The sequence below is a fragment of the Dactylosporangium sp. McL0621 genome (assembly GCF_049995355.1).
Taxonomy (GTDB): Bacteria; Actinomycetota; Actinomycetes; order Mycobacteriales; family Micromonosporaceae; genus Dactylosporangium.
In genome coordinates, this window is the sequence record NZ_CP188259.1 from 5,108,903 (window position 1) to 5,126,792 (window position 17,890).

Consider the following 17,890-nt stretch of genomic DNA (forward strand, 5'->3'; position numbering starts at 1 on the left):
GTGGCCGGCGGCTCGGCGCAGCCCATCCAGGCGATTTGACCGGTCAACGAATACCGCCCAGTTCGCGGTCGCGACGGCCCGCCTGGGCGGGCAAGCCAGTCGCGGGACGGTTTCGCCGGGAAGCCAGGAGCACGGCCGTTACGGTGATCTGGACCGCCAGGACGGCTGCTTGCGTGGCGGGTGATCTGACGTTCAGCAGCGCCATCGTGGTGTTGACGCCGAAATGGACGGCGATCGACGCGACCACGCCGGCCACTTCGTACGCGTACCCGGTCAGCAGCGCCATCGGGAAGACGCTGAGGCTGAACAGCAGTCCGCTCCAGCTGACCAGGCCGAGTTCGTTCTGCACGGTACCGGTGATGAAGAACAGCGGCAGGTGCCAGACCGCCCAGGCGGCGCCGAGCACCAGACCCGTCTGGAGGCGGTTCATTGTGGCGCGCAGGCGTGGGTACGCCGTGCCGCGCCAGCCGGGTTCCTCGGCGAGGGGCCCGGCGATGAGCATGCTGATCAGGAACGGCGCGGGTCCACCGGCGGTGGCGACGAGGTCCCGGCCTTCGGTGAGGTCGATCGCCGGGCCGTCGAGGAGGTCGGCGAGCACCGCGGCACCCGCCACGGTCGCCACCGCCAGCGCCAGCAGCGGCAGCGCCCACAGCAGCCGGCTGCCCTGCCGCACTGGAACGGTGTGCGCGGGGACGGGTTCGAGGCGGCGGGTCCGGCGTAGCCGGACCGCGATGGCGCCGAACACCGGGCCGAAGCCGCCGAGGAGGTACGGCACGGCGGTGGGGAAGCTGGTCGGGGTTCCGCCGATCGCGATGGCGCCGAGCCAGCAGGTCCAGGTGGTGGCGAACGTGACGGCCCAGAAGAGCCCGAGCCCGCCGGGCCGGGGAGGGGTTGCGGTGGTCACGCGGTCGTCCCTTTCACAGAGGTGTGGAGCCGGGTGGTGAGCCAGGCAGTGATCTGGGTGAGCAGGTCGGGGTCGACCGGCCGGCGCAGCTGCCGGGGGTAGGTGCGCAGTGACGGGCGGCCGGGTTCGCGTCGCAGCAGGTGGGTGAGGTCGGAGATGCGGTGGGTCTCGGCCCCGCCCGGTACCAGTCGGTTGATGTCGTCGAGGTCGGCGGGGTCGACCTGGATGTCCTTGTCGCCGGTAATGGCCAGGACCGGAACGTGGATGGCTGTCAGGTCCGGCCGTGGGTCGTGGTCGAGCAGTTCCCGCAGCCACCGGGCGTTGACGGGGATCCCCGCGACGCGCGCCGCGTCGGTGCTGGTCGCCTTGACCTTGGCCAGGTACCACGTGAACAGGGCTTGCAGCGGCCGTCGGAGGGGTGCGGGCAGACCGCCGGCGATCAGCTGGGCCTGCCGGCGCAGCGCGTCGGCACCCGGGCGGGCGAACCCGGCCAGCAGCACCACCGCCGCGACCCCCGGCCGGCCGGCGAGTCTCATGGCGTGGATGGCGCCTTCGCTGTGCCCGATCACGCCGATCGCGTCCGGCCGGATGCCGGGCCGGCCGGCCAGGGCACGCAGCGCGGCGGCAGCATCCTGGCGGGTGGTGGTGAACCCGGTCGTGCGCCAGTCCCCGGCCGTTGCGCCGACACCGCGCCGGTCGTAACGCAGCGTGGCGATCCCGGCGGCGGCGAGCGCCGCCGCGAGGTCGGCGCCGAGTCCCAGGCGGTGGCGGCGGGTGTTCCCGTCGCGATCAAGGGGGCCGGAGCCGTGCAGCAGCAGGACGCCCGGATGCGGGCCGGGTCCTTCGGGCAGGGTCAGGGTGCCGGCCAGCAGCAGTCCGTCGTCCGCCACCGCCGTCATCTCGACGTCCGGCATGACCCGCCTCTCGTTCACACACTTCGGAATATTGTCGTTCGCGGGAATATTCCCGAAAATGGTGACATTACCGTAGGTGGGAACATGGGGGGATGGCAACTGCGGACGTCCTCCTGCATCCGATCCGGATGCGTATTCTGCAAACGCTGTTCGACGCCGACCCGCTGACCACCGGGCAGCTGCGTGAGCGCCTGCCGGACATCCCGGCGACGACGATGTATCGGCACATCGCTGTGCTCGTCGAGGCGGGCGTGCTGACGGTGGTCGACGAGCGACGTGTCCGCGGCACGATCGAGCGCAGCTACCGCGTCAACCAGGAGCAGGGCGTCATCGACGCCACGGCCCGGGCGGCGATGACCCCGGACGACCACCGGCGGGCGTTCACCACGTTCGCGGCGTCACTGATGGGCGACTTCGACCGCTACCTCACCCACGAGCACGCCGACCCGCAGCGCGACGGCGTGGTCTACCGGCAGGCGGCGGTGTGGCTGACCGACGAGGAGTTCGCCGCGATGGTCACCGAGATCGAGCACGCCGTCGTCAGCCGGACCGGCAATACCCGCGACGGCGACCGCGCCCGCCGCGTCGTGAGCCTCGTTGTCGTCCCGGACACGCCGACGACGCCACCCGCGTCGGCCGCAACCACCCGGCCCGCGGCTGGTTGAGCCGCGGGCCGGGTGCCTGCCGTGCGGGCCCGTGGAACGGCATCGCGCTGCTCCGGCACCCGAGCCGCCGGCGCTCACCCCCCACTGGCTGCGACGGACATAGGTGGCCCCGTCGGAACTGAGGTTTCGACCGATGGACTCCATCGCCAGCCTGTAAAAGACGTTGACGAGGGTCAGCGAAGAGTCCGATGGTTCCGTGGTGATGATTCGACGTGAACTTCCCGATGATGTTGAGGTGATCCGTGCGGTCACGGCCGCCGCGTTCCGTGGCGTCGCGCACAGCGCACCGCCGGCGGAGTCAGGTGGAGATCCGGGCGAAGCGACCCTGGTCTCGCGGTTGCGAGACGATGCCAGTTGGGTTGCGCAGCTGTCGTTGGTCGCGGTCGAGGACAACCTCGTGGTCGGCCACGTGGTCGCTACACGTGCCCATGTCGATGCTCAGCCGGCTCTTGGTCTCGGGCCCCTGAGCGTTCTCCCGCACCGGCAGAGAGCCGGTATCGGTGCTGCCCTGATGCACGCCGTTCTGGGTGCTGCCGACGCGCTCGGCGAGCCTCTGGTCGGGCTGGTGGGCGACCCTGCCTTCTACCATCGTTTCGGCTTTGTTCCCTCCCAGTCGATCGGGATAGCCGCGCCGGACCCGTCGTGGGGTGACTACTTCCAGGTCCGGACCCTCGCCCAGTACGACGGCATGACTGGCCACTTCTCCTATGCCGGCCCATTCGACCGGCTGTGAGCGAGGCAGCATCGGCCTCGGGCCACGACCTGACTCGAGCACCGAGATCCCTGATCGGTGCTGCGGCATCACTGGCGGCCGCAGCGGCAGGCCCAGCGTGGACAGCCCATCGGCCGGCCGCGACGATTGACATCCAGGTCAGCTGCCCAGGGCGACGTGGAAGATCCTCTCGTTGCTGTTGTTCGGGACGCTGTCCTTGTCGCCGTTGTTCGTGGTCGTCAGCCAGAGGCCGCCGTCGGGGGCCGGCTCGACGGTGCGCAGCCGGCCGTAGGTGCCGTTGAAGTAGATCTGCACGTTGGTGAGGCTGCTCCCGCTGATGACCTCGCGGTACATCCGGGTCCCGCGCTCGCAGGCGACGTAGAGCACGTCGCGGACGATGGCGATGCCGGAGCAGGAGCCGTCGGCCGTGGAGTAGGTCTGCTTCGGGGCGATGAATCCGGCGGTACCGCAGGTGCCCGACGTGCCTTCGCAGGCGGGCCAGCCGTAGTTGCCGCCCTTGGTGATGAGGTTCGTCTCGTCCATGACGGCGTTGCCGAACTCCTGCTCCCACAGCCGGCCCTGCGAGTCGAACGCGAGGCCCTGCGGGTTGCGGTGCCCGTAGCTCCACACGTAGTTGCCGAACGGGTTGTCCGACGGCACCGTGCCGTCGGGGTTGAGCCGCAGGATCTTGCCGTTGAGGCTGTTCTTGTTCTGCGCGTTGTCGCCGTTCTGCGCGTCGCCGGTGGAGGCGTAGAGCTTGCCGTCGGGGCCGAAGCGCAACCGGCCGCCGTTGTGGAACTTGTTGCGCAGCAGGCCGGTGAGCAGGATCTGCTCGCTACCGGTGGTGAGCACGTCGTTGTCGAGCCTGATCCGCACGATGCGGTTGTCGGTGGGGGAGGTGTGCATGATGTACAGCCAGTGGTCCGACGCGTAGCTGGAGGAGATCGCCAGGCCCAGCAGGCCGCCCTCGCCGTCGGTGTTGTCGACGTTGGGCACGGTGCCGACGCTCGTCTTCGCTCCCGTGGCCGGGTTGAGGTGCACGATGTCGTGCGCGTCGCGGCGGTTGTAGAGGATGGTGCCGTCCGGCAGGGTGACCAGGCCCCACGGGATGTCGGTGTCGGTGGCGATCTGGGTCACCGCACACACTGAACTGCCGCACGCCGCGCCGGTGGTGACGGTCGCGGCGTTGCTGTGCGGGGAGACGTTGGCCTGGGCGTCGCGGGCCACGACGTAGTACTGGTAGGCGGTGTTGGCGGCCAGGGCGCTGTCGACGAACGCGGTCGCCGGGGCGGAGGTGGCGGTGCCGGTGACGGCGCCGACCTTGGCGTTGTCGCGGTAGATGTCGTACGCGCGGACGCCGACGTTGTCGCTGGCGGCGGTCCAGTGCAGCGTCACCGTGGTGCCGGACGCCGAGCCGGTGAGGCCGGCCGGGGCGGTCGGCGGCTGGGTGTCGGCCTGGCACTGCGGCGGCGTGATCGACACCGTGGCGCTGGCCTGCGAGACGTTGCCGGCGGCGTCGCGGGCGTTGACGTACAGGCCCCAGGTGACGCCGGCGACGACGGTGAGGCTCGTCGAGAGGGTGCTGCCGCTGACCGACTTCATCAGCTGCCCGTCGTGAAAGACGTCGTAGAAGGCCACCCCGACGTTGTCGGCCGAGGCGTTCCAGGCGAAGGTCACCGAGTCGCAGGCCAGGTTGCTCACCCGCGGGTTGCCCGGCACGCTCGGCGGCTGGGTGTCCGCGGCCGACATGCGCCACTGCTGGTTGGTCTGGCCGTTGCACGTCCACAACGCCACCGCGGTGCTGTTCGTCGTGCCCGCGCCGGTCACGTCCAGGCACAGCCCGGACTGCACCCCGACGATGGTGCCGTCAGCGTTGATCCGCCACTTCTGGTTCGGCCCGCCGTTGCAGGTGTAGATCTGCGCGGTCGCCGGCGCGGTCGTGTCCTGCCCGGCGACATCGAGGCACTTCGGGGTGTCGTACACCCGCAGCTCGCCGGCCGCGGTGAACGTCCACGCCTGGTTGGCCTGCCCGTTGCAGTCGTAGATGTTCACCAGGGTCTTGTCGGCCTGGGACTGCCCGACCACGTCCAGGCACCGCCCCGAGGCCTGAGCGACGATGGGCGTTCCCGTCGCGGCGTCGGCCGGGGCCAGGACCGTCACGATCACCGCGGCGATCACCGCCAGCCCCGCGCCGATGGCGATGAGTTTCCCCATCAGTCCTCCAAGTGCATGTGGTCGATGTGCTGGCGGGCTCCAGCGACGCGACGACGTCACTGCTTCGGCATCGGACCAGGCCCGGTTGACGGACGGGCCGAAAAGGAACAAACATCATAAAATATGAATGTCTGCCCGATGTCAAACGCTGGAATGGGCTTCGAGCAGGGCGTACCTGCTGACGGAATGCCCGGCGACGGCGAGCGCATCCCCGACCTGGCCGCCGCCTGAGTCCCCGGCCGGCGTCAGGTGCACTGGTACTGCAGCTGCAAGCGGCGGCCGTGCCGACCGGATCGTCGGACAGGACGCGCTGAACGCTCGGATCGAGCCGGTACTCGTGGGCCGGCTCGACGGGCGCCGCCGCCGGTCGCAGCGCGGCCAGGTCGCGGTGCACCAGCACCTTGAAGTCGCTGTCATCGCCGATGGTGAACAGCTGCACGACGCCACCGCCGGCCGGCCAGGGCAGCCAGCCGTCGAAGCGCCCGGCCAGATCGGTGAGGTTGAGCTGCAGGACGAACGGCAGCGGCTCCCCACCGGCGCCGGCGGGCCAGGTCGTGCCCGGCGGCAGGTCGGGCACCCCGCCGAGCTTCGTCGACAGTGCCGGCAGCGGCGCGTCGACCGGAACCGGGGTCATGGCGAGGCTGGGCCCTAGCCGCACGGATGGCTGGCCTCGGCCGGCTGTCTTGATTTGCCATTGATTTCGCCATGATCTGACTGGTCCAATGGATGACGGCGGGTGTCGCATATCGCAGGAGTCGATCGTGAGTGACGGCGAGCTGGGTTCGGGACTGCTGGCGTACACGGAGACGACCGCCTCGGAGTTCTCGGCGGTCGCCGCGTCGTCCTTCGCGGCGGAGCGGATGCGGACCGGCATCGTCATGCTGCACGGACTCTGTCCCCGGTGCGCATCGGCCATCGCTGTGCCGATCTTCGAATCGGTGTTCCGTCAGGGGACGAAGCGCTCGCGGCGCCGGACGGAGCCGGCTGAGCCGATGTACCACACCGTCGTGTGCACCTGCGACGAAGACCATCCCGGGCGTCCGGCGGGACAACTGGGATGCGGAGCGTATTGGACCGTCGAACTGCACGAGGACGGGCAATGATTCGTCTTGCGGCCGGACCGGATGCGTCACTGGCGGACCTTCGCCGGGCGAAGACCCGGCGGCAGCTGATCCGCACGGAGCTGGTCCGGGTTCGGGCGGCCGCGCGGGCGTGGCGCAACGGGCTCGGCGGCCTGCTCGCCGCCCTGGCCGGTTTCTCGCTGGTGAAGGGGCGGTCCGATCTCGGTGAGCTGACCCGAGGCTGGGCAGTTGCCGTCGGGTGGGTGCTGCTGGGTGCGGCGGTCGCCGGCACGCTCAGCGCGCTGACGCTGCTGCGAGCGGCGCACGGCCGGCCGAGCGTGGTGCGTGTCGCCGAGGTTCCGTCGCGGGAGGCGCTGGATCATGACGAGGCGCTGCGGACCGCGGCAGCGCTGCGGATCGGTATCGTCCTGGCGCTGGTGTGCCTGGTACTGCTGGTGGCCGCGGTGGGGATGACGTGGTACGGGCCCGCCGGCCCCGGCCAGGCGCACGCCGTGGGGCTGCTCGCCGGTCCGGGGGAGCGGTGACGGCCCCGGCGTCGATGACGACGGACGAGCTCGCGGACATCGTCATCGCCGTCGCCCACTGCTCGGGCCCGGACGAGCTGCGGGAGATCCTGATCGGCGAACCCCGCCTGCTCGATCCGGGGATGGATGATCTCTTCGACTGGTTCATCCAGGCCGGGATCTCCATGAGTCAGCAGGCGCCTGAAGAGCGTGAGGCACACCTGCGGTCGGTGGAAGCCGTGGTGGTACTGCGCAAGGTGCTCCTCGACGCCCGCGGCGTCGGGATCGCGGCGGCGATCGAGCGCCTCCAGCCGTTTGGTTGACGGCGTCCGGTCATGCGCCGATGTGGATGAAGCCGGCCCAGAACGCGGGGTGATGAAACGGCGTCTGCCGGCCGGCGGCGGCCGCGGCGTTCGGGGAACCCCCGCGGGCGGACGAGACCGCGGCTGCGCCGGGCTCTCGCTGGGCGTACGCCAGCACGGCGGGCAGGCGCATCGACATCACGTCGATCTGGGCGGCGCGGAGGGCGGCGCCCGGAGTCTGACCATCGGCGAGGTGGCGGTAGAAGCAGTCCATGAGCACGCAGGTGGCGAGATCGTCGACCGGCCACAGGGTGGCGATCGCGCCGGCGGCCCCGGCGGTGAGGAATCCGGTCGGGAGGATGAAGGCCTCGTCGGGGCGGGTGACGATGACCGCCGTCTGGCAGGCGGACAGCACGACCAGCCGGCATCGCATCGCCTCGCCCTTGTAGTCGAGGACCTGGGTCAGGTGTAGCCGGCGACCACCGGGCAGCTCGACCGAGGACAGCAGCGGCTCGTCGAGATTGACCTGCCCGTGGCAGGCGAAGTGCACGTGTGTCGCATCCGCGATGGCGGCCAGCATCTGCGGCGCGGAGACGGGCTCGTCGGCCATCATCGTCGACTGCCCGAAGCGGCCGGCCGCCTGCTGCGCCTCGAGCCGGGCATACGGCAGCGGCGGGTCGGCGTCCGGCGTCGCAACGGCGAGCAGCCGCGGGGGTACCGCAGCGGCGGCGTTGGCCGTCGCGGCCGCCGCCGCCCACATCTGGGCCGACGGCGCGAACGACACGGTCGCGCGCTCGATCAGCAGCGCGTGTAGCGGCAGGAGGACGGCGAAGCGGGTCGGTACCAGCACCACCTCGCGAACGCCCAGCGCGTCGAGGGCCGCCGCGAGCGGCTCGACCAGGACGCGCAACTGCTCCATGGCCGCATCGAGGACGTCGGCGAAGCGGTCCATGTCACCGAACGAAGCCGCCGCCAGCCGGCCTCGGCCATCGTCGCCGACGAGCAGCAGACGCAGGCTCTCCTGGTCGAACCCGTCCACGATGACCGACGTGGCGACCGTCCGGCCGGCGGGGTCGCGGGCCAGGACGATCCACGTGCTGCCGTACTCGGCAACGGCCAGGTACACCAGGGCCTTGCCGGCCGGGATCCACCGCTGCAGGTCGCTCCAGCCGGGCGGGCGCAGAAAGTCGGGCAGCACCGCCCGCAGCCGTTGCAGCGTGCCGGTGTACCCCTGCGCGGCCCACGCGTCGCGATCCATCTCGCGGTAGGCCTTCAACGCGGCCGCCGTGATCTCGGGGTCGTCCTGGCGCCCGGCGAGCTGCCGGACGCCGACCAGGTTCCGCAGGGTTCGCCCACGCCCTTGCTCCAAGGCCACGGCGGCATCCTCGGGCCGGCCGAGCCGCGCGTAGGCATGGGCGAGCAGGCTGACGGTCTCACCGCCGTCGCGGGTCGAGAGCCGTTGGTGCCGACGCTCCGGCGACAGGTCGAGCAGGGCCTCCTGCGCCTCCACCGCCTCCTGCCAGGCGGCCGCCGCGCCGGGCCAGTCGTCGAGCGCGACGAGCATGTGCCCCAGCAGACCCGCCGCGTCGCGGCACTCCATGGCCGCGCTGTGCGGCCGCCAGACGGTGAGCGCCTGCTGTAGCCGTTCGGCGGAACGCTGGGCGTCGACGCGGTTGCCGACCAGGTCGTGGCGGGCCAGGTGGGCGGTCGCCAGGTCGAACGACACCCGCGCATACTCGTCGGCCAGGCCGAGGTCCGCCAGGACCGTCCGCGCCCGGTCCATCCAGCCGAGACCAGCCTCGAAGTCAGGATCGTCCGCGTCGGCGGCTCCCATCGCAAGCGCCTTGCCGAGCACATGGTGCAGCTGCGCCCACGCCAGCGGATCGGTCTCGACCTCGACGTGCTCCAGTGCGGCCGAGGCCGCGGCCCGCGCCGCCTGGATGTGCTCGCGGGTCGGCTCGCCGCGATGGTCCAGGTAGGCCAGCCCGAGCTTGTGCAGACAGGAGATGACCGGCGGGGTGGCCGTCGGCTCGTGCAGCTCGAACGCCTGCTCCAGCCACTGCTGAGCCTTACCGACGTTGCGCAGCGGCTCGCCCTCGATCCGGACGAGATAGACCTCACCGAGTCCCTGGGTCGCGGTGACGGCCACGTCACGCAGCCCGGCTGCGGACGCCAGCCGCAGCGCGATCTTGAACGCGGACTTCGCCTTTTCGAGGTTCTTCCACCGAAGTCCTGTGCCCCGGTGGAGGTAGCAGAATCCGATCATGACGTAGATGCGGGCGGTGACCGTGCGGTCGGCGGTCCTGGTGTACGTGATGGCCCGCCGGGCCAGCCCGAGCACGGTCTCCAGATCGGTGGTACCCGACTGCTCGAGCAGTGCTTCGGCCTGGGCGGCCAGGATCTCCCCGACCAGCGTCCGGTCGTCGGCCATCGTGGCGACGACCGCCGCGAAGTCCAGATCGATGGCCGCGGCCAGCCGGTTCGCCTCCGGGTCACCGCTGTCGTCGCCGCGCAGCAGCTCGGCGCGCAGCAGGCTCACCCGGGCCCAGGTTGCGGCGTCCCGGGTCGGCGAAATGTTGGATCGTCCGGCGTCCAGAAAGTCGATCTTCTCGGCCGTCGAGGCGGCGTTCCACTCCGGCCCACCGATGAACACGTGGTCACTCTCCGATGCAAAGCAGGGAGCAGGCACCCGATGCCAGGAGAATACCCAACCCCATCAATCGCGTCGTCGAGTCGACCGACCCCAGCCAGTCGATGTCGCCAGCTGCGTCCGCGCGCGTTTCGGCGGCGGCCAGCCCCGGCAGGGTTGCCTCAGTTGTTGCGAGGCGCTGGACGAGCGGCCGGTGCTAACCGCAAAGTTGCAAGTGCAGGGTGTTGTGTACCCATTGTTCCCAGCGGTCGGCCGTCCAGCCTCGGTCGCGGGTGAACAGCAGGTACAGCTGCGGGCTCAGGAGGCCGTAGAGCAGGTCGGCGGCGTGCTCGACGGTCAGGTCGGCTCGGGCGCCGGGCTTGGCGATGAGGCTGCGCGCGGCGGCGCTCTGTACCTCCAGGCGCGGATCTGTGTCCTGCTGCCACAGGCTGGCCAAGTTCGGATCCTGCGCGCCGGCGGCCTGCAGGACGTCCATGATGGGCGCCACCCGCGCGAGTACGGCACAGGTGCCGCGCACGTGCGCCCGCAGATGAGCCTCGGCGGTGTCGGCCGCGAGGGCTTCGCGGAACCAGTCCCGCTGCAGCGTGGGGATCGGCTCGTCGTCGCCGGCGATGGTGACATCGACCAGCTCTTTGAGCAGCGACGGCTTGTTGCCGAAGGCGAAGTAGATGGTCTGCACGGCGACGCCGGCCCGCTCGGCGATGCCCTGCAGCGTGGTGGCCCCGTAGCCCTGGCTGACGAACAGCTCGTATGCGGCCTGCAGGATGCGCCGCCGGGTCTGCCGTGACTTCTCGCCCTTTTTGCCGGTGCTCTTGACCAGTTGCATGGCTGTACTGTAACACTAGAGTTCAACTCTAAAAATCAAGTCTAGAGAAGGAGTACAGAAATGGCTCTCATTCGGACGACGCGGTTCACGGCCGACCCCGCGGATGCCGACCTCGTGCTGGAACGGCGCGGGCAGCTCATCGCGGCGATCAGGGCGCAGTACGCCGGCCCGGGCGAGACCCGGCTGATCCGCGTCGACGAGCGGACGTGGGTGGACATGTGGCGGTGGGACTCGCCGGAGATCATGAGCGCCGCCCTGGCCGGCGCGCCGAACCTGCCGGAGGCCGCCGCCGCGTTCGCCGTCGCCCGCGACGTCACCGCGGAACAGGGTGAGCTGGTTGCCGAGGACGGCTGGACCCGATGACCCGCTCCAGTCCCCTCGCGGTCGAAGCGATCGGCCTGGTGAAGGCGTTCGGCGCCACGCGCGCCGTCGACGGCATCGACCTGAACATCCCCACCGGCACGGTATACGGGGTCCTCGGCCCCAATGGCGCCGGCAAGACGACCACCATCCGGATGCTCGCCACGCTGCTGCGCCCCGACGCGGGTACCGCCCGGGTGTTCGGCCACGACGTGGTTCGCCAGGCCGCCGCCGTACGCGAACGGATCAGCCTGACGGGGCAGTACGCCTCGCTCGACGACGGCCTCACCGCACGGGAGAACCTCGTCCTGCTCAGCCGGCTGCACGGCCATTCCAGCGCGGCCGCGGCGACCCGGGCCGAGGAGCTGCTGGCCGGGTTCGCCCTGACCGAACCGGCCGACCGTCTGGTCAGGACGTACTCCGGCGGCATGCGCCGCCGCCTGGACGTCGCCGCCGGCCTCATCGTCACACCCGACCTGCTGTTCCTGGACGAGCCCACCACCGGGCTGGACCCGCGCAACCGCAACGAGATCTGGAACATCGTCCGTGGCATTGCCGTCCAGGGCGGCACAGTCCTGCTGACGACCCAGTACCTCGACGAGGCGGATCGGCTCGCCGACCGCATCGCCGTCATCGACCACGGCAAGCTCGTCGCCCAGGGCACCAGCGGCCAGCTGAAGGCCGCGATCGGCGGCGGCACGCTCCGGGTACGGCTCGCCGAACCCGGCGTCCGGCCGGCCGCCGAACAGGTGCTGACACGGGCGTTCGGCGGCTGCGTGGCGCTGGACGCGGACCCGGTCGCCCTGACCGCGCAACTGACGCCGCGCGGGCCCGCCGGCGCCGAGTCCGCGGCCCAGGCCCTGGCCGAATTGTCCCGAGCGCGGATCGAGGTCACCGAGTTCACCCTCGGCCAGCCCAGCCTCGACGAAGTGTTCCTCGCGCTCACCGGCCGACCGGCCACTGTGGACACCACATCGAAGGGAGCCGCCTGAATGACCACGCTCGACACCGCCACCGAAGCCCGTCTGACCGGCGGGGTGCTCGCCCGGCTGCGGCCGGCGCGGCCCAGCACGCTGACCGCCAGCCTGGCATTCGGCCGGCGCGCCCTGCTGAAGATCAGGCGCACCCCGGTCCAGATCTTCGACATCGCCGTCCACCCGGTCGTGTTCACCGTGATGTTCACGTACCTGTTCGGCGGCGCCGTCGGCGGATCAACCGGCGAATACCTCGGCTACCTGGTCCCCGGGATTCTGGTGATGACGCTGCTGGTGACCACCGGCACCACCGGCGCCGCCCTGAGCCTCGATCTGGCCAGCGGCGCGTTCGACCGGTACCGCACGCTTTCGATCCGGCCCGCCGCCCCGCTCATCGGGGTGATGCTCAGCGACGCCGTGCGATACGCGCTCGCCTCGACGGTAGTGGTCGGGCTCGGCCTCGCGCTCGGGTTCCGACCGGACGGCAACGCCCTCGACGTGGCCGCCGCCGTGCTGCTCGTCATCGTCTTCAGCGTCAGCCTGTCCTGGGTGTGGACGACCCTGGCGCTGCTGATGAAGTCGCCCGGGGCCGTGCTCGGGGTGACCCAGGCGCTGCTGTACCCGCTGTCGTTGTTCAGCAACATCTTCGTCGACCCGGCCACGCTGCCGGGATGGCTGCAGGCGTTCGTGGACGTCAACCCGGTCACGCACCTGGTGACGGCCGCCCGGGAACTCATGGCCGGCGGTACCTCCGGAGGCCAGGTCGCCTGGCTCCTGGCCGCCTGCGCCGCGCTGACTGCGGTCTTCGGGCCATTGTCGGTGCGCCTGCTGCGCACCTGGTAACGACTTCCAAAGGAGCACACTGATGATCGACATGACGACCGCCAAGCAGCGTTGGCTCGACAGCCTCTGGCCCTTCGTACGCGCCCACCTGCCGCCGGCCCCGTCCCGCGTGCTGGAGATCGGATGCGGCCCGGCCGGCGGCTTCGTCCCGGCCATGCGGAGGAGCGACTACGACGCCGTGGGCGTGGACCCGGCGGCACCGTCCGGACCCGGCTACCACCAGACCGAGTTCGAAAAGCACCAACTCGGCCGCCCCGTCGACGCGATCGTGGCCTGCACCTCACTGCACCACGTCGACGACCTGGACGAGGTTCTGAACCGAGCCGCGGCCGCGCTCACCCCGGGCGGCGCGTTCATCGTGGTGGAGTGGGCGTACGAACGGTTCGACGAAGCGACCGCACGCTGGAGCTTCGACCGGCTCCCGGACAGTGGCGAGCGCGGCTGGCTGCACAGCCACCGAGAGCAGTGGCAAGCCTCCGGACAACCCTGGCAGAGCTATCTGCAGGACTGGGCCGGACGCGAGCGGCTGTACCGCGGGGAAGCCATCATCCAGGCGCTCCAGGCCCGCTTCCAATCCCGGCTGGATACCCGCGCGCCGTACTTCTTCCCCGACCTGCACCCGGTCAGCCAAGCCGACGAGCAGGCGGCCATCGACGCCGGTGAAATCCGGGCGACAGGTATCCACTACGTCGGGACCAAGCGGTACCCGGCGTGACCCGCTCAGCGGCGCCCGGACAACGGCACCGGCGCCGCACCGCTTCACCCCCCGACGATCGTCCGTACCAGGGCGACCGTCGGGAAGTGGAGCAACACGGAGTCCGAGTGGAACGGTACCGGTGCCGGCGGGTCCATCGAGTCGGGCGGCGGTCGGTCAGGCCGTGAGTTCGGCACGGTGCGCGGCCAGGAAGTCGGTCAGGCTCAGCGGATCCGGGTTGAACGCGCGCGCGGCCTCGAGGTCGCGGCGGCCGAGGTACGACCCGGGGAACTCGGCGTAGTACTGGAACATGTTTCCCAGCTCGTCCGCCCCCGGGAACCCGAGACCGCGGACCTGGTCGTGGGTGGGCGGACGGTAGGCCACCGGCTCGCCGATCACCGTGCCGAGCGCCGCGGCGATCTGCTCGCCGGTCAGATGGTCACTGGCCACCGGGACCGTGGCGCCGATCGTCTCGGCCGGTCGCCGCAGCACCTGCAGCACGGCCTGGCCGATGTCGTCGGCGGACGCGCCGGCGATCGCGGCGTCACCGATCGGCAGGTGCAGCGCGAGCGTCCCGTCGGGGTCGCGTTGCGGCTTCTGCAGGGAGAGCAGGTTGTCCCAGTAGAAGGACATCAGCAGGTACGTCGTGGGCAGGCCGGACTTGGCGAACAAGGCGTCGGCCGAGCCACCCTTCACGTCGAAGTGCGGCACACGGTAACCGCCCTCGAGCGTCGGCATCCGGTCGTCGCCGGCCGGGATGACCTCCCGGGTGTCCTCCAGCGTCGACCACACCACGTGCTGCAGGCCGGCCGCCTGGGCGGCGCTGATCAGGTTCTCCACCTCGGCCAGTTCCCGGGCCGGGGAGCGGTGCTCCCAGTACGGGGTGACCAGGAACGCGCCGTACACCCCGTCGAACGCCGCGCGGAGGCTGCCCTCGTCCGCAAGGTCGGCCTCGACCACGTCGGCACCGAGGCCGGTCAGCGCCCGCGCCTTGCCCGACGCGGCGTCGCGTGTCACCGCCCGCACACCGAACTCACCGTCGGCCAGCAGCGCCCGCGCCACGGCCCCGCCCTGCGTGCCGGTCGCACCGAGCACCGCGATCACATTGTCGTGAGACATCGAGGATTCTCCTGTCTTGGGATGTGGACTGGGGGCTGATGTTCAGGCCGCAGGCGCGACGATGACGGTCTTGCCGGGCAGTGCACCCGCGGCGGCCTGGGCGTGCACGGCCGGCAGTTCCGCGAGGGGGACCCGCTGGGCGACGTCGACGCGCAATGCGCCGGAGTCGACCAGCGTGACCAGATGTGCCAGCTGGGCGGCGTCGCTGCGGACGAACAGGTCGATGCCGCGGACGCCGCGCCGCTCGTCGCTGGGCGCAGGCATCCACACCGTGGTGTTGACCAGCACACCGCCCGCACGGACCAGGTCGAGCAGCGCGCCCAGCTGCGCCGGTTCGATCGGCGCCAGGTTGAGCGCCACGTCGACCGGGTCCGTCGCCGACGTCACCGCGGCGGTGGTGTGGTCGATGACCTCATCGGCGCCGGCCGCCTTGGCCCGGTCGCTGCTGTGCGGGCCGGCCGCGGCGATCACGTACGCGCCGGCGTTCTTGGCCAGCTGCACGGCGTAGCCGCCGACCGCGCCGCCCGCGCCGTTGATCAGCACGCGCTGCCCCGCGGCCAGCTTCGCGTGGTCGAACAGCGCCTGCCACGCGGTAAGGCCCACGATCGGCAGCGCCGCGGCGTCGACCAGGGGGACGCTCGTGGGGGCCGGCGCGAGAATCTCGGCGGGAGCCACGACGTACTCCGCGGCCGCGCCGTCGCCGGTCATCGGCAGGAACCCGACGACCCGGTCGCCGACCTGGAAACCGTCCACGCCCTCGCCCAGCGCGGCAACCGTGCCGGACACGTCGATGCCCGGCGTGTGCGGCAGCGTCACCGGGATCGGACCCTGCATGAAACCTGCGCGGATGTTGCCGTCGACGCCGTTGAACGACGTCGCGGCGACCTGGATCAGCACCTGCCCGGCGCCGGGGGCGGGCTGCTCGACGTCCTCGTAACGCAGGACGCTCGGGTCGCCGTACTCGTGGAAACGCACTGCCTTCATCGCAAGCCCTCGTCTCTTCCTTTGCCAAGTGCTTCGTATTCGAAGCACTTCCTGACCATAGCACGCTTCAAATTCGAAGCAACTGGTGTACCGTGTGAGCCGGCCGACAGCCGCCGGAACCTAATCGCCCGCGGCCGCCAGGAGCCGGAGCTTCTCGTCGCTCGGGGAGCCGGGGATGGCCATGAAGACCAGCAGCAGCTGGCGCTCCACGGGATCCACCAGAAGCTGGCGGTACAGCTCCAGCTCGCCCAGTTCGGCATGCCGGTAGCGTCCGAGGCGCGCCGCCGGGTGGGTGAGCCAGCGTTGAACCAGGTAGCGCGACGCCCCGCCGAGCCGGGCGCAGTCGCCGAACAGCGCCACCGCCGGACGGGTCTGCAACAGCACCTCGCCGAAGCGGGAGAACACCATCGCGGGGTGGTCCGACAGACGCTCGACGATGCGCGTCATGACCGGCGCGGCGTGATCGTCCGGTGCCCCGGCCTCCTGACGATGAGCCCGGAGAAAGTGCGCCGGCAGTTCCCGGTCCACGTACCTCACCGCCTTCCCTGTCCGACCGCTCAAGCGTGGCGCGAACCGGGAACCGGATGAATGTCGCCGTTATCCACTGACAATCAGTCCGCGGACAACGAGGGCGGTAATGCGGACCGGATCAATTCCCGTCGTCGCCGCCGCTCGTGGCGATCAGGCGCTGAAGCAACTCGTCACTCGGTGACCCGGGCTCCGCCAGGAAGACCAGCAGATCCTGACCCTCGTCGGGATCCATCAGGCGCCGGCTGTACAGCTCCAGCTCGCCCAGGTCCGGATGCCGGTAGCGCTTGAGGTCGAGGTGGTGGGTGACATCCACCTCGTGCAGCCGCCAGACCTCCGCGAACTCGGGGCTGACCGCCAGCAGCGCTTCGACGATCTCGCCGGCGGTGCCCGTGGGATCGGCCGTGTACGCCGCCCGGATGTCCACAGTGAACACCCGGCCGCGGATGGCATGGTCCTCGGGGGGATACACGGCGCGTTGCGCCGGGTCGGTGAACCAGCGGTACACCAGGTAGCGGGACATGCCGGTGAACCGGGTGTAGTCGCCGAACAGGGCCACCGCCGGACGGGTCTGCAACAGCACCTCGCCGAAGCGGGAGAACACCATCGCGGGCGTGTCCGAGAGGCGCTCGACGATGCGCCTCATGGCCGGACTGACCTGCTCGTCGCGCAGGGTGCGGCGCGGAGCCGAATGCCCGGCGAGGGCGAACAGGTGCTCCCGCTCACTCGGGCTGAGCTTCATCCCTCGCGCCAGGGCGGCGAGCATCTGCTCGGACGGCATCGGACCGCGCTGCTGCTCAAGCCGGCTGTAGTAGTCGGCCGACATGCCGGCCAGTACCGCGACCTCCTCGCGCCGCAGCCCACCGGTACGGCGCCGTGAGCCCCGGGGGAGCCCGACCTCCTCCGGCTGCAGCGCCTCCCGGCGGGCCCGGAGAAAGTCGGCCAGCAATGCTCGGTCCATCGCTCACTCCGCCATTTCAGTCGGTTCGCTTACGGCCGGTGCGGGGTTTGGCCGAGCGTGGCGGCGTGGCGCGCATATGGTCGCGAACCCGGCCGAGGACGGTACTGAGGGCGGCGAGATCCTTGCCCGCCATCGGTTCGAACAGCAGCTGCCGGACGCGGTCGACATGCCCGGGCAGCACGCGGGCGATCAGGTCCCGGCCGGCGGCGGTGACGGTCACGACGACGCTGCGCTCGTCGTCCGGCGACGGTGAGCGGGTGACCAGGCCGCGCTTGTCCAGCAACCCGGCCTGGTAGGTGAGCCCGCTGCGGCTGTAGACGACGCCGTCGGCAAGGTCCGTCATTCGCAGTCTGCCCTCGGGCGCGTCAACCAGCCGGGCCAGGATCTGGAACTGCACATAGCTGAGGTCGCCGTCCGCGCGCAGGTGCTCGTCCACCGCATACTGCAGGAGGCTGCTGACCTCCATCAGCGCGAAGTACGCCCAGAGTTGCTCCGAGCTCAGGCCGGGCGCCGGGTCAACCACCCCATGATCCTACTTGCTTTGAATTCGAAGTGCGCTTCCGGTGTACCGCCTACGCCCGACGACTTGCCGAAATTTGGTCATTCGTCGCGGTGGGGCCGAGTTCGCCGGTCTCGAGGAACATCTCCTCGTTGC

General features: G+C 70.7%; 19 protein-coding genes and 1 pseudogene. 9 read left to right on the forward strand and 11 right to left on the reverse strand.

Features of this window, described 5'->3' with window-relative positions; all coding sequences use genetic code 11:
* Nucleotides 1–43: 43 nt before the first annotated feature.
* Both ACPPVO_RS24715 and ACPPVO_RS24720 read right to left on the reverse strand, forming a co-directional pair.
* Nucleotides 44–904, reverse strand: coding sequence for a CPBP family intramembrane glutamic endopeptidase (locus ACPPVO_RS24715; RefSeq protein WP_426513523.1), 861 nt, complete (start codon nucleotides 902–904; stop codon nucleotides 44–46).
* The gene (locus tag ACPPVO_RS24720; protein WP_426513524.1) at nucleotides 901–1,836 is read right to left on the reverse strand and encodes an alpha/beta hydrolase; all 936 of its coding nucleotides are present in this window, start codon (nucleotides 1,834–1,836) and stop codon (nucleotides 901–903) included. Before ACPPVO_RS24720 ends, ACPPVO_RS24715 begins: the two co-directional genes overlap by 4 nt.
* 74 nt (nucleotides 1,837–1,910) lie before the next feature.
* On the opposite strand from ACPPVO_RS24720, the gene ACPPVO_RS24725 reads away from it, so the two are divergent.
* Nucleotides 1,911–2,483, forward strand: a complete 573-nt coding sequence (locus tag ACPPVO_RS24725) for a helix-turn-helix domain-containing protein (protein ID WP_426513525.1) — start codon at nucleotides 1,911–1,913, stop codon at nucleotides 2,481–2,483.
* A 202-nt stretch (nucleotides 2,484–2,685) separates the two neighbouring features.
* Nucleotides 2,686–3,216 (forward strand): GNAT family N-acetyltransferase, encoded by a 531-nt coding sequence (locus tag ACPPVO_RS24730; RefSeq protein WP_426514689.1) that lies wholly within the window; start codon nucleotides 2,686–2,688, stop codon nucleotides 3,214–3,216.
* A 138-nt stretch (nucleotides 3,217–3,354) separates the two neighbouring features.
* Here ACPPVO_RS24730 and ACPPVO_RS24735 read toward each other — a convergent pair whose 3' ends face one another.
* On the reverse strand, nucleotides 3,355–5,409 hold the full coding sequence (locus tag ACPPVO_RS24735) for a PQQ-dependent sugar dehydrogenase (RefSeq protein WP_426513526.1): 2,055 nt from the start codon (nucleotides 5,407–5,409) through the stop codon (nucleotides 3,355–3,357).
* Between the two features lie 484 nt (nucleotides 5,410–5,893).
* Nucleotides 5,894–6,289 (reverse strand): annotated as a pseudogene (locus ACPPVO_RS24740) (DUF1963 domain-containing protein); the annotation flags it as partial.
* On the opposite strand from ACPPVO_RS24740, the gene ACPPVO_RS24745 reads away from it, so the two are divergent.
* The 3 genes from ACPPVO_RS24745 to ACPPVO_RS24755 are packed head-to-tail and all read left to right on the forward strand — an operon-like array spanning nucleotide 6,171 to nucleotide 7,317.
* The gene (locus ACPPVO_RS24745; protein WP_426514972.1) at nucleotides 6,171–6,512 is read left to right on the forward strand and encodes a hypothetical protein; all 342 of its coding nucleotides are present in this window, start codon (nucleotides 6,171–6,173) and stop codon (nucleotides 6,510–6,512) included. The pseudogene ACPPVO_RS24740 and the gene ACPPVO_RS24745 sit on opposite strands and share 119 nt — an antisense overlap.
* A complete protein-coding gene (locus ACPPVO_RS24750) occupies nucleotides 6,509–7,015 on the forward strand; it encodes a hypothetical protein (RefSeq protein WP_426513527.1) in 507 nt (168 codons plus the stop codon). The genes ACPPVO_RS24745 and ACPPVO_RS24750 overlap by 4 nt, the downstream gene beginning before the upstream one ends.
* 14 nt (nucleotides 7,016–7,029) lie before the next feature.
* Nucleotides 7,030–7,317, forward strand: a complete 288-nt coding sequence (locus ACPPVO_RS24755) for a hypothetical protein (RefSeq protein WP_426513528.1) — start codon at nucleotides 7,030–7,032, stop codon at nucleotides 7,315–7,317.
* A gap of 10 nt (nucleotides 7,318–7,327) precedes the next feature.
* On the opposite strand, the gene ACPPVO_RS24760 is transcribed toward ACPPVO_RS24755, so the two are convergent.
* The gene (locus tag ACPPVO_RS24760) at nucleotides 7,328–9,949 is read right to left on the reverse strand and encodes a CHAT domain-containing protein (protein ID WP_426513529.1); all 2,622 of its coding nucleotides are present in this window, start codon (nucleotides 9,947–9,949) and stop codon (nucleotides 7,328–7,330) included.
* Between the two features lie 193 nt (nucleotides 9,950–10,142).
* Entirely contained in the window at nucleotides 10,143–10,772 is a 630-nt protein-coding gene (locus ACPPVO_RS24765; RefSeq protein WP_426513530.1) for a TetR/AcrR family transcriptional regulator, read from the reverse strand.
* A gap of 60 nt (nucleotides 10,773–10,832) precedes the next feature.
* On the opposite strand from ACPPVO_RS24765, the gene ACPPVO_RS24770 reads away from it, so the two are divergent.
* The 4 genes from ACPPVO_RS24770 to ACPPVO_RS24785 are packed head-to-tail and all read left to right on the forward strand — an operon-like array spanning nucleotide 10,833 to nucleotide 13,664.
* The gene (locus tag ACPPVO_RS24770; RefSeq protein ID WP_426513531.1) at nucleotides 10,833–11,135 is read left to right on the forward strand and encodes a hypothetical protein; all 303 of its coding nucleotides are present in this window, start codon (nucleotides 10,833–10,835) and stop codon (nucleotides 11,133–11,135) included.
* Nucleotides 11,132–12,124 carry an ATP-binding cassette domain-containing protein gene (locus tag ACPPVO_RS24775; protein WP_426513532.1) on the forward strand — a complete coding sequence of 331 codons (993 nt, stop codon included), beginning with the start codon at nucleotides 11,132–11,134 and terminating at the stop codon, nucleotides 12,122–12,124. The genes ACPPVO_RS24770 and ACPPVO_RS24775 overlap by 4 nt, the downstream gene beginning before the upstream one ends.
* Nucleotides 12,125–12,949, forward strand: a complete 825-nt coding sequence (locus tag ACPPVO_RS24780) for an ABC transporter permease (protein WP_426513533.1) — start codon at nucleotides 12,125–12,127, stop codon at nucleotides 12,947–12,949.
* 22 nt (nucleotides 12,950–12,971) lie between these two features.
* Complete coding sequence (locus tag ACPPVO_RS24785) at nucleotides 12,972–13,664, forward strand: class I SAM-dependent methyltransferase (RefSeq protein ID WP_426513534.1); 693 nt, start codon at nucleotides 12,972–12,974, stop codon at nucleotides 13,662–13,664.
* Between the two features lie 156 nt (nucleotides 13,665–13,820).
* Here the strand turns inward: ACPPVO_RS24785 and ACPPVO_RS24790 are convergent, their stop codons facing one another.
* From ACPPVO_RS24790 to ACPPVO_RS24810, 5 genes are all read right to left on the reverse strand, one after another.
* Nucleotides 13,821–14,762, reverse strand: a complete 942-nt coding sequence (locus tag ACPPVO_RS24790) for an NmrA/HSCARG family protein (RefSeq protein WP_426513535.1) — start codon at nucleotides 14,760–14,762, stop codon at nucleotides 13,821–13,823.
* A gap of 42 nt (nucleotides 14,763–14,804) precedes the next feature.
* The gene (locus ACPPVO_RS24795; protein WP_426513536.1) at nucleotides 14,805–15,746 is read right to left on the reverse strand and encodes an NADP-dependent oxidoreductase; all 942 of its coding nucleotides are present in this window, start codon (nucleotides 15,744–15,746) and stop codon (nucleotides 14,805–14,807) included.
* A gap of 120 nt (nucleotides 15,747–15,866) precedes the next feature.
* On the reverse strand, nucleotides 15,867–16,274 hold the full coding sequence (locus tag ACPPVO_RS24800) for a hypothetical protein (protein WP_426513537.1): 408 nt from the start codon (nucleotides 16,272–16,274) through the stop codon (nucleotides 15,867–15,869).
* Nucleotides 16,275–16,395: 121 nt separating this feature from the next.
* The gene (locus ACPPVO_RS24805; protein ID WP_426513538.1) at nucleotides 16,396–17,235 is read right to left on the reverse strand and encodes a helix-turn-helix transcriptional regulator; all 840 of its coding nucleotides are present in this window, start codon (nucleotides 17,233–17,235) and stop codon (nucleotides 16,396–16,398) included.
* Between the two features lie 16 nt (nucleotides 17,236–17,251).
* Nucleotides 17,252–17,758: a MarR family winged helix-turn-helix transcriptional regulator gene (locus ACPPVO_RS24810; protein WP_426513539.1), complete on the reverse strand. Its 507-nt coding sequence runs from the start codon at nucleotides 17,756–17,758 to the stop codon at nucleotides 17,252–17,254.
* Nucleotides 17,759–17,890 lie beyond the last annotated feature (132 nt).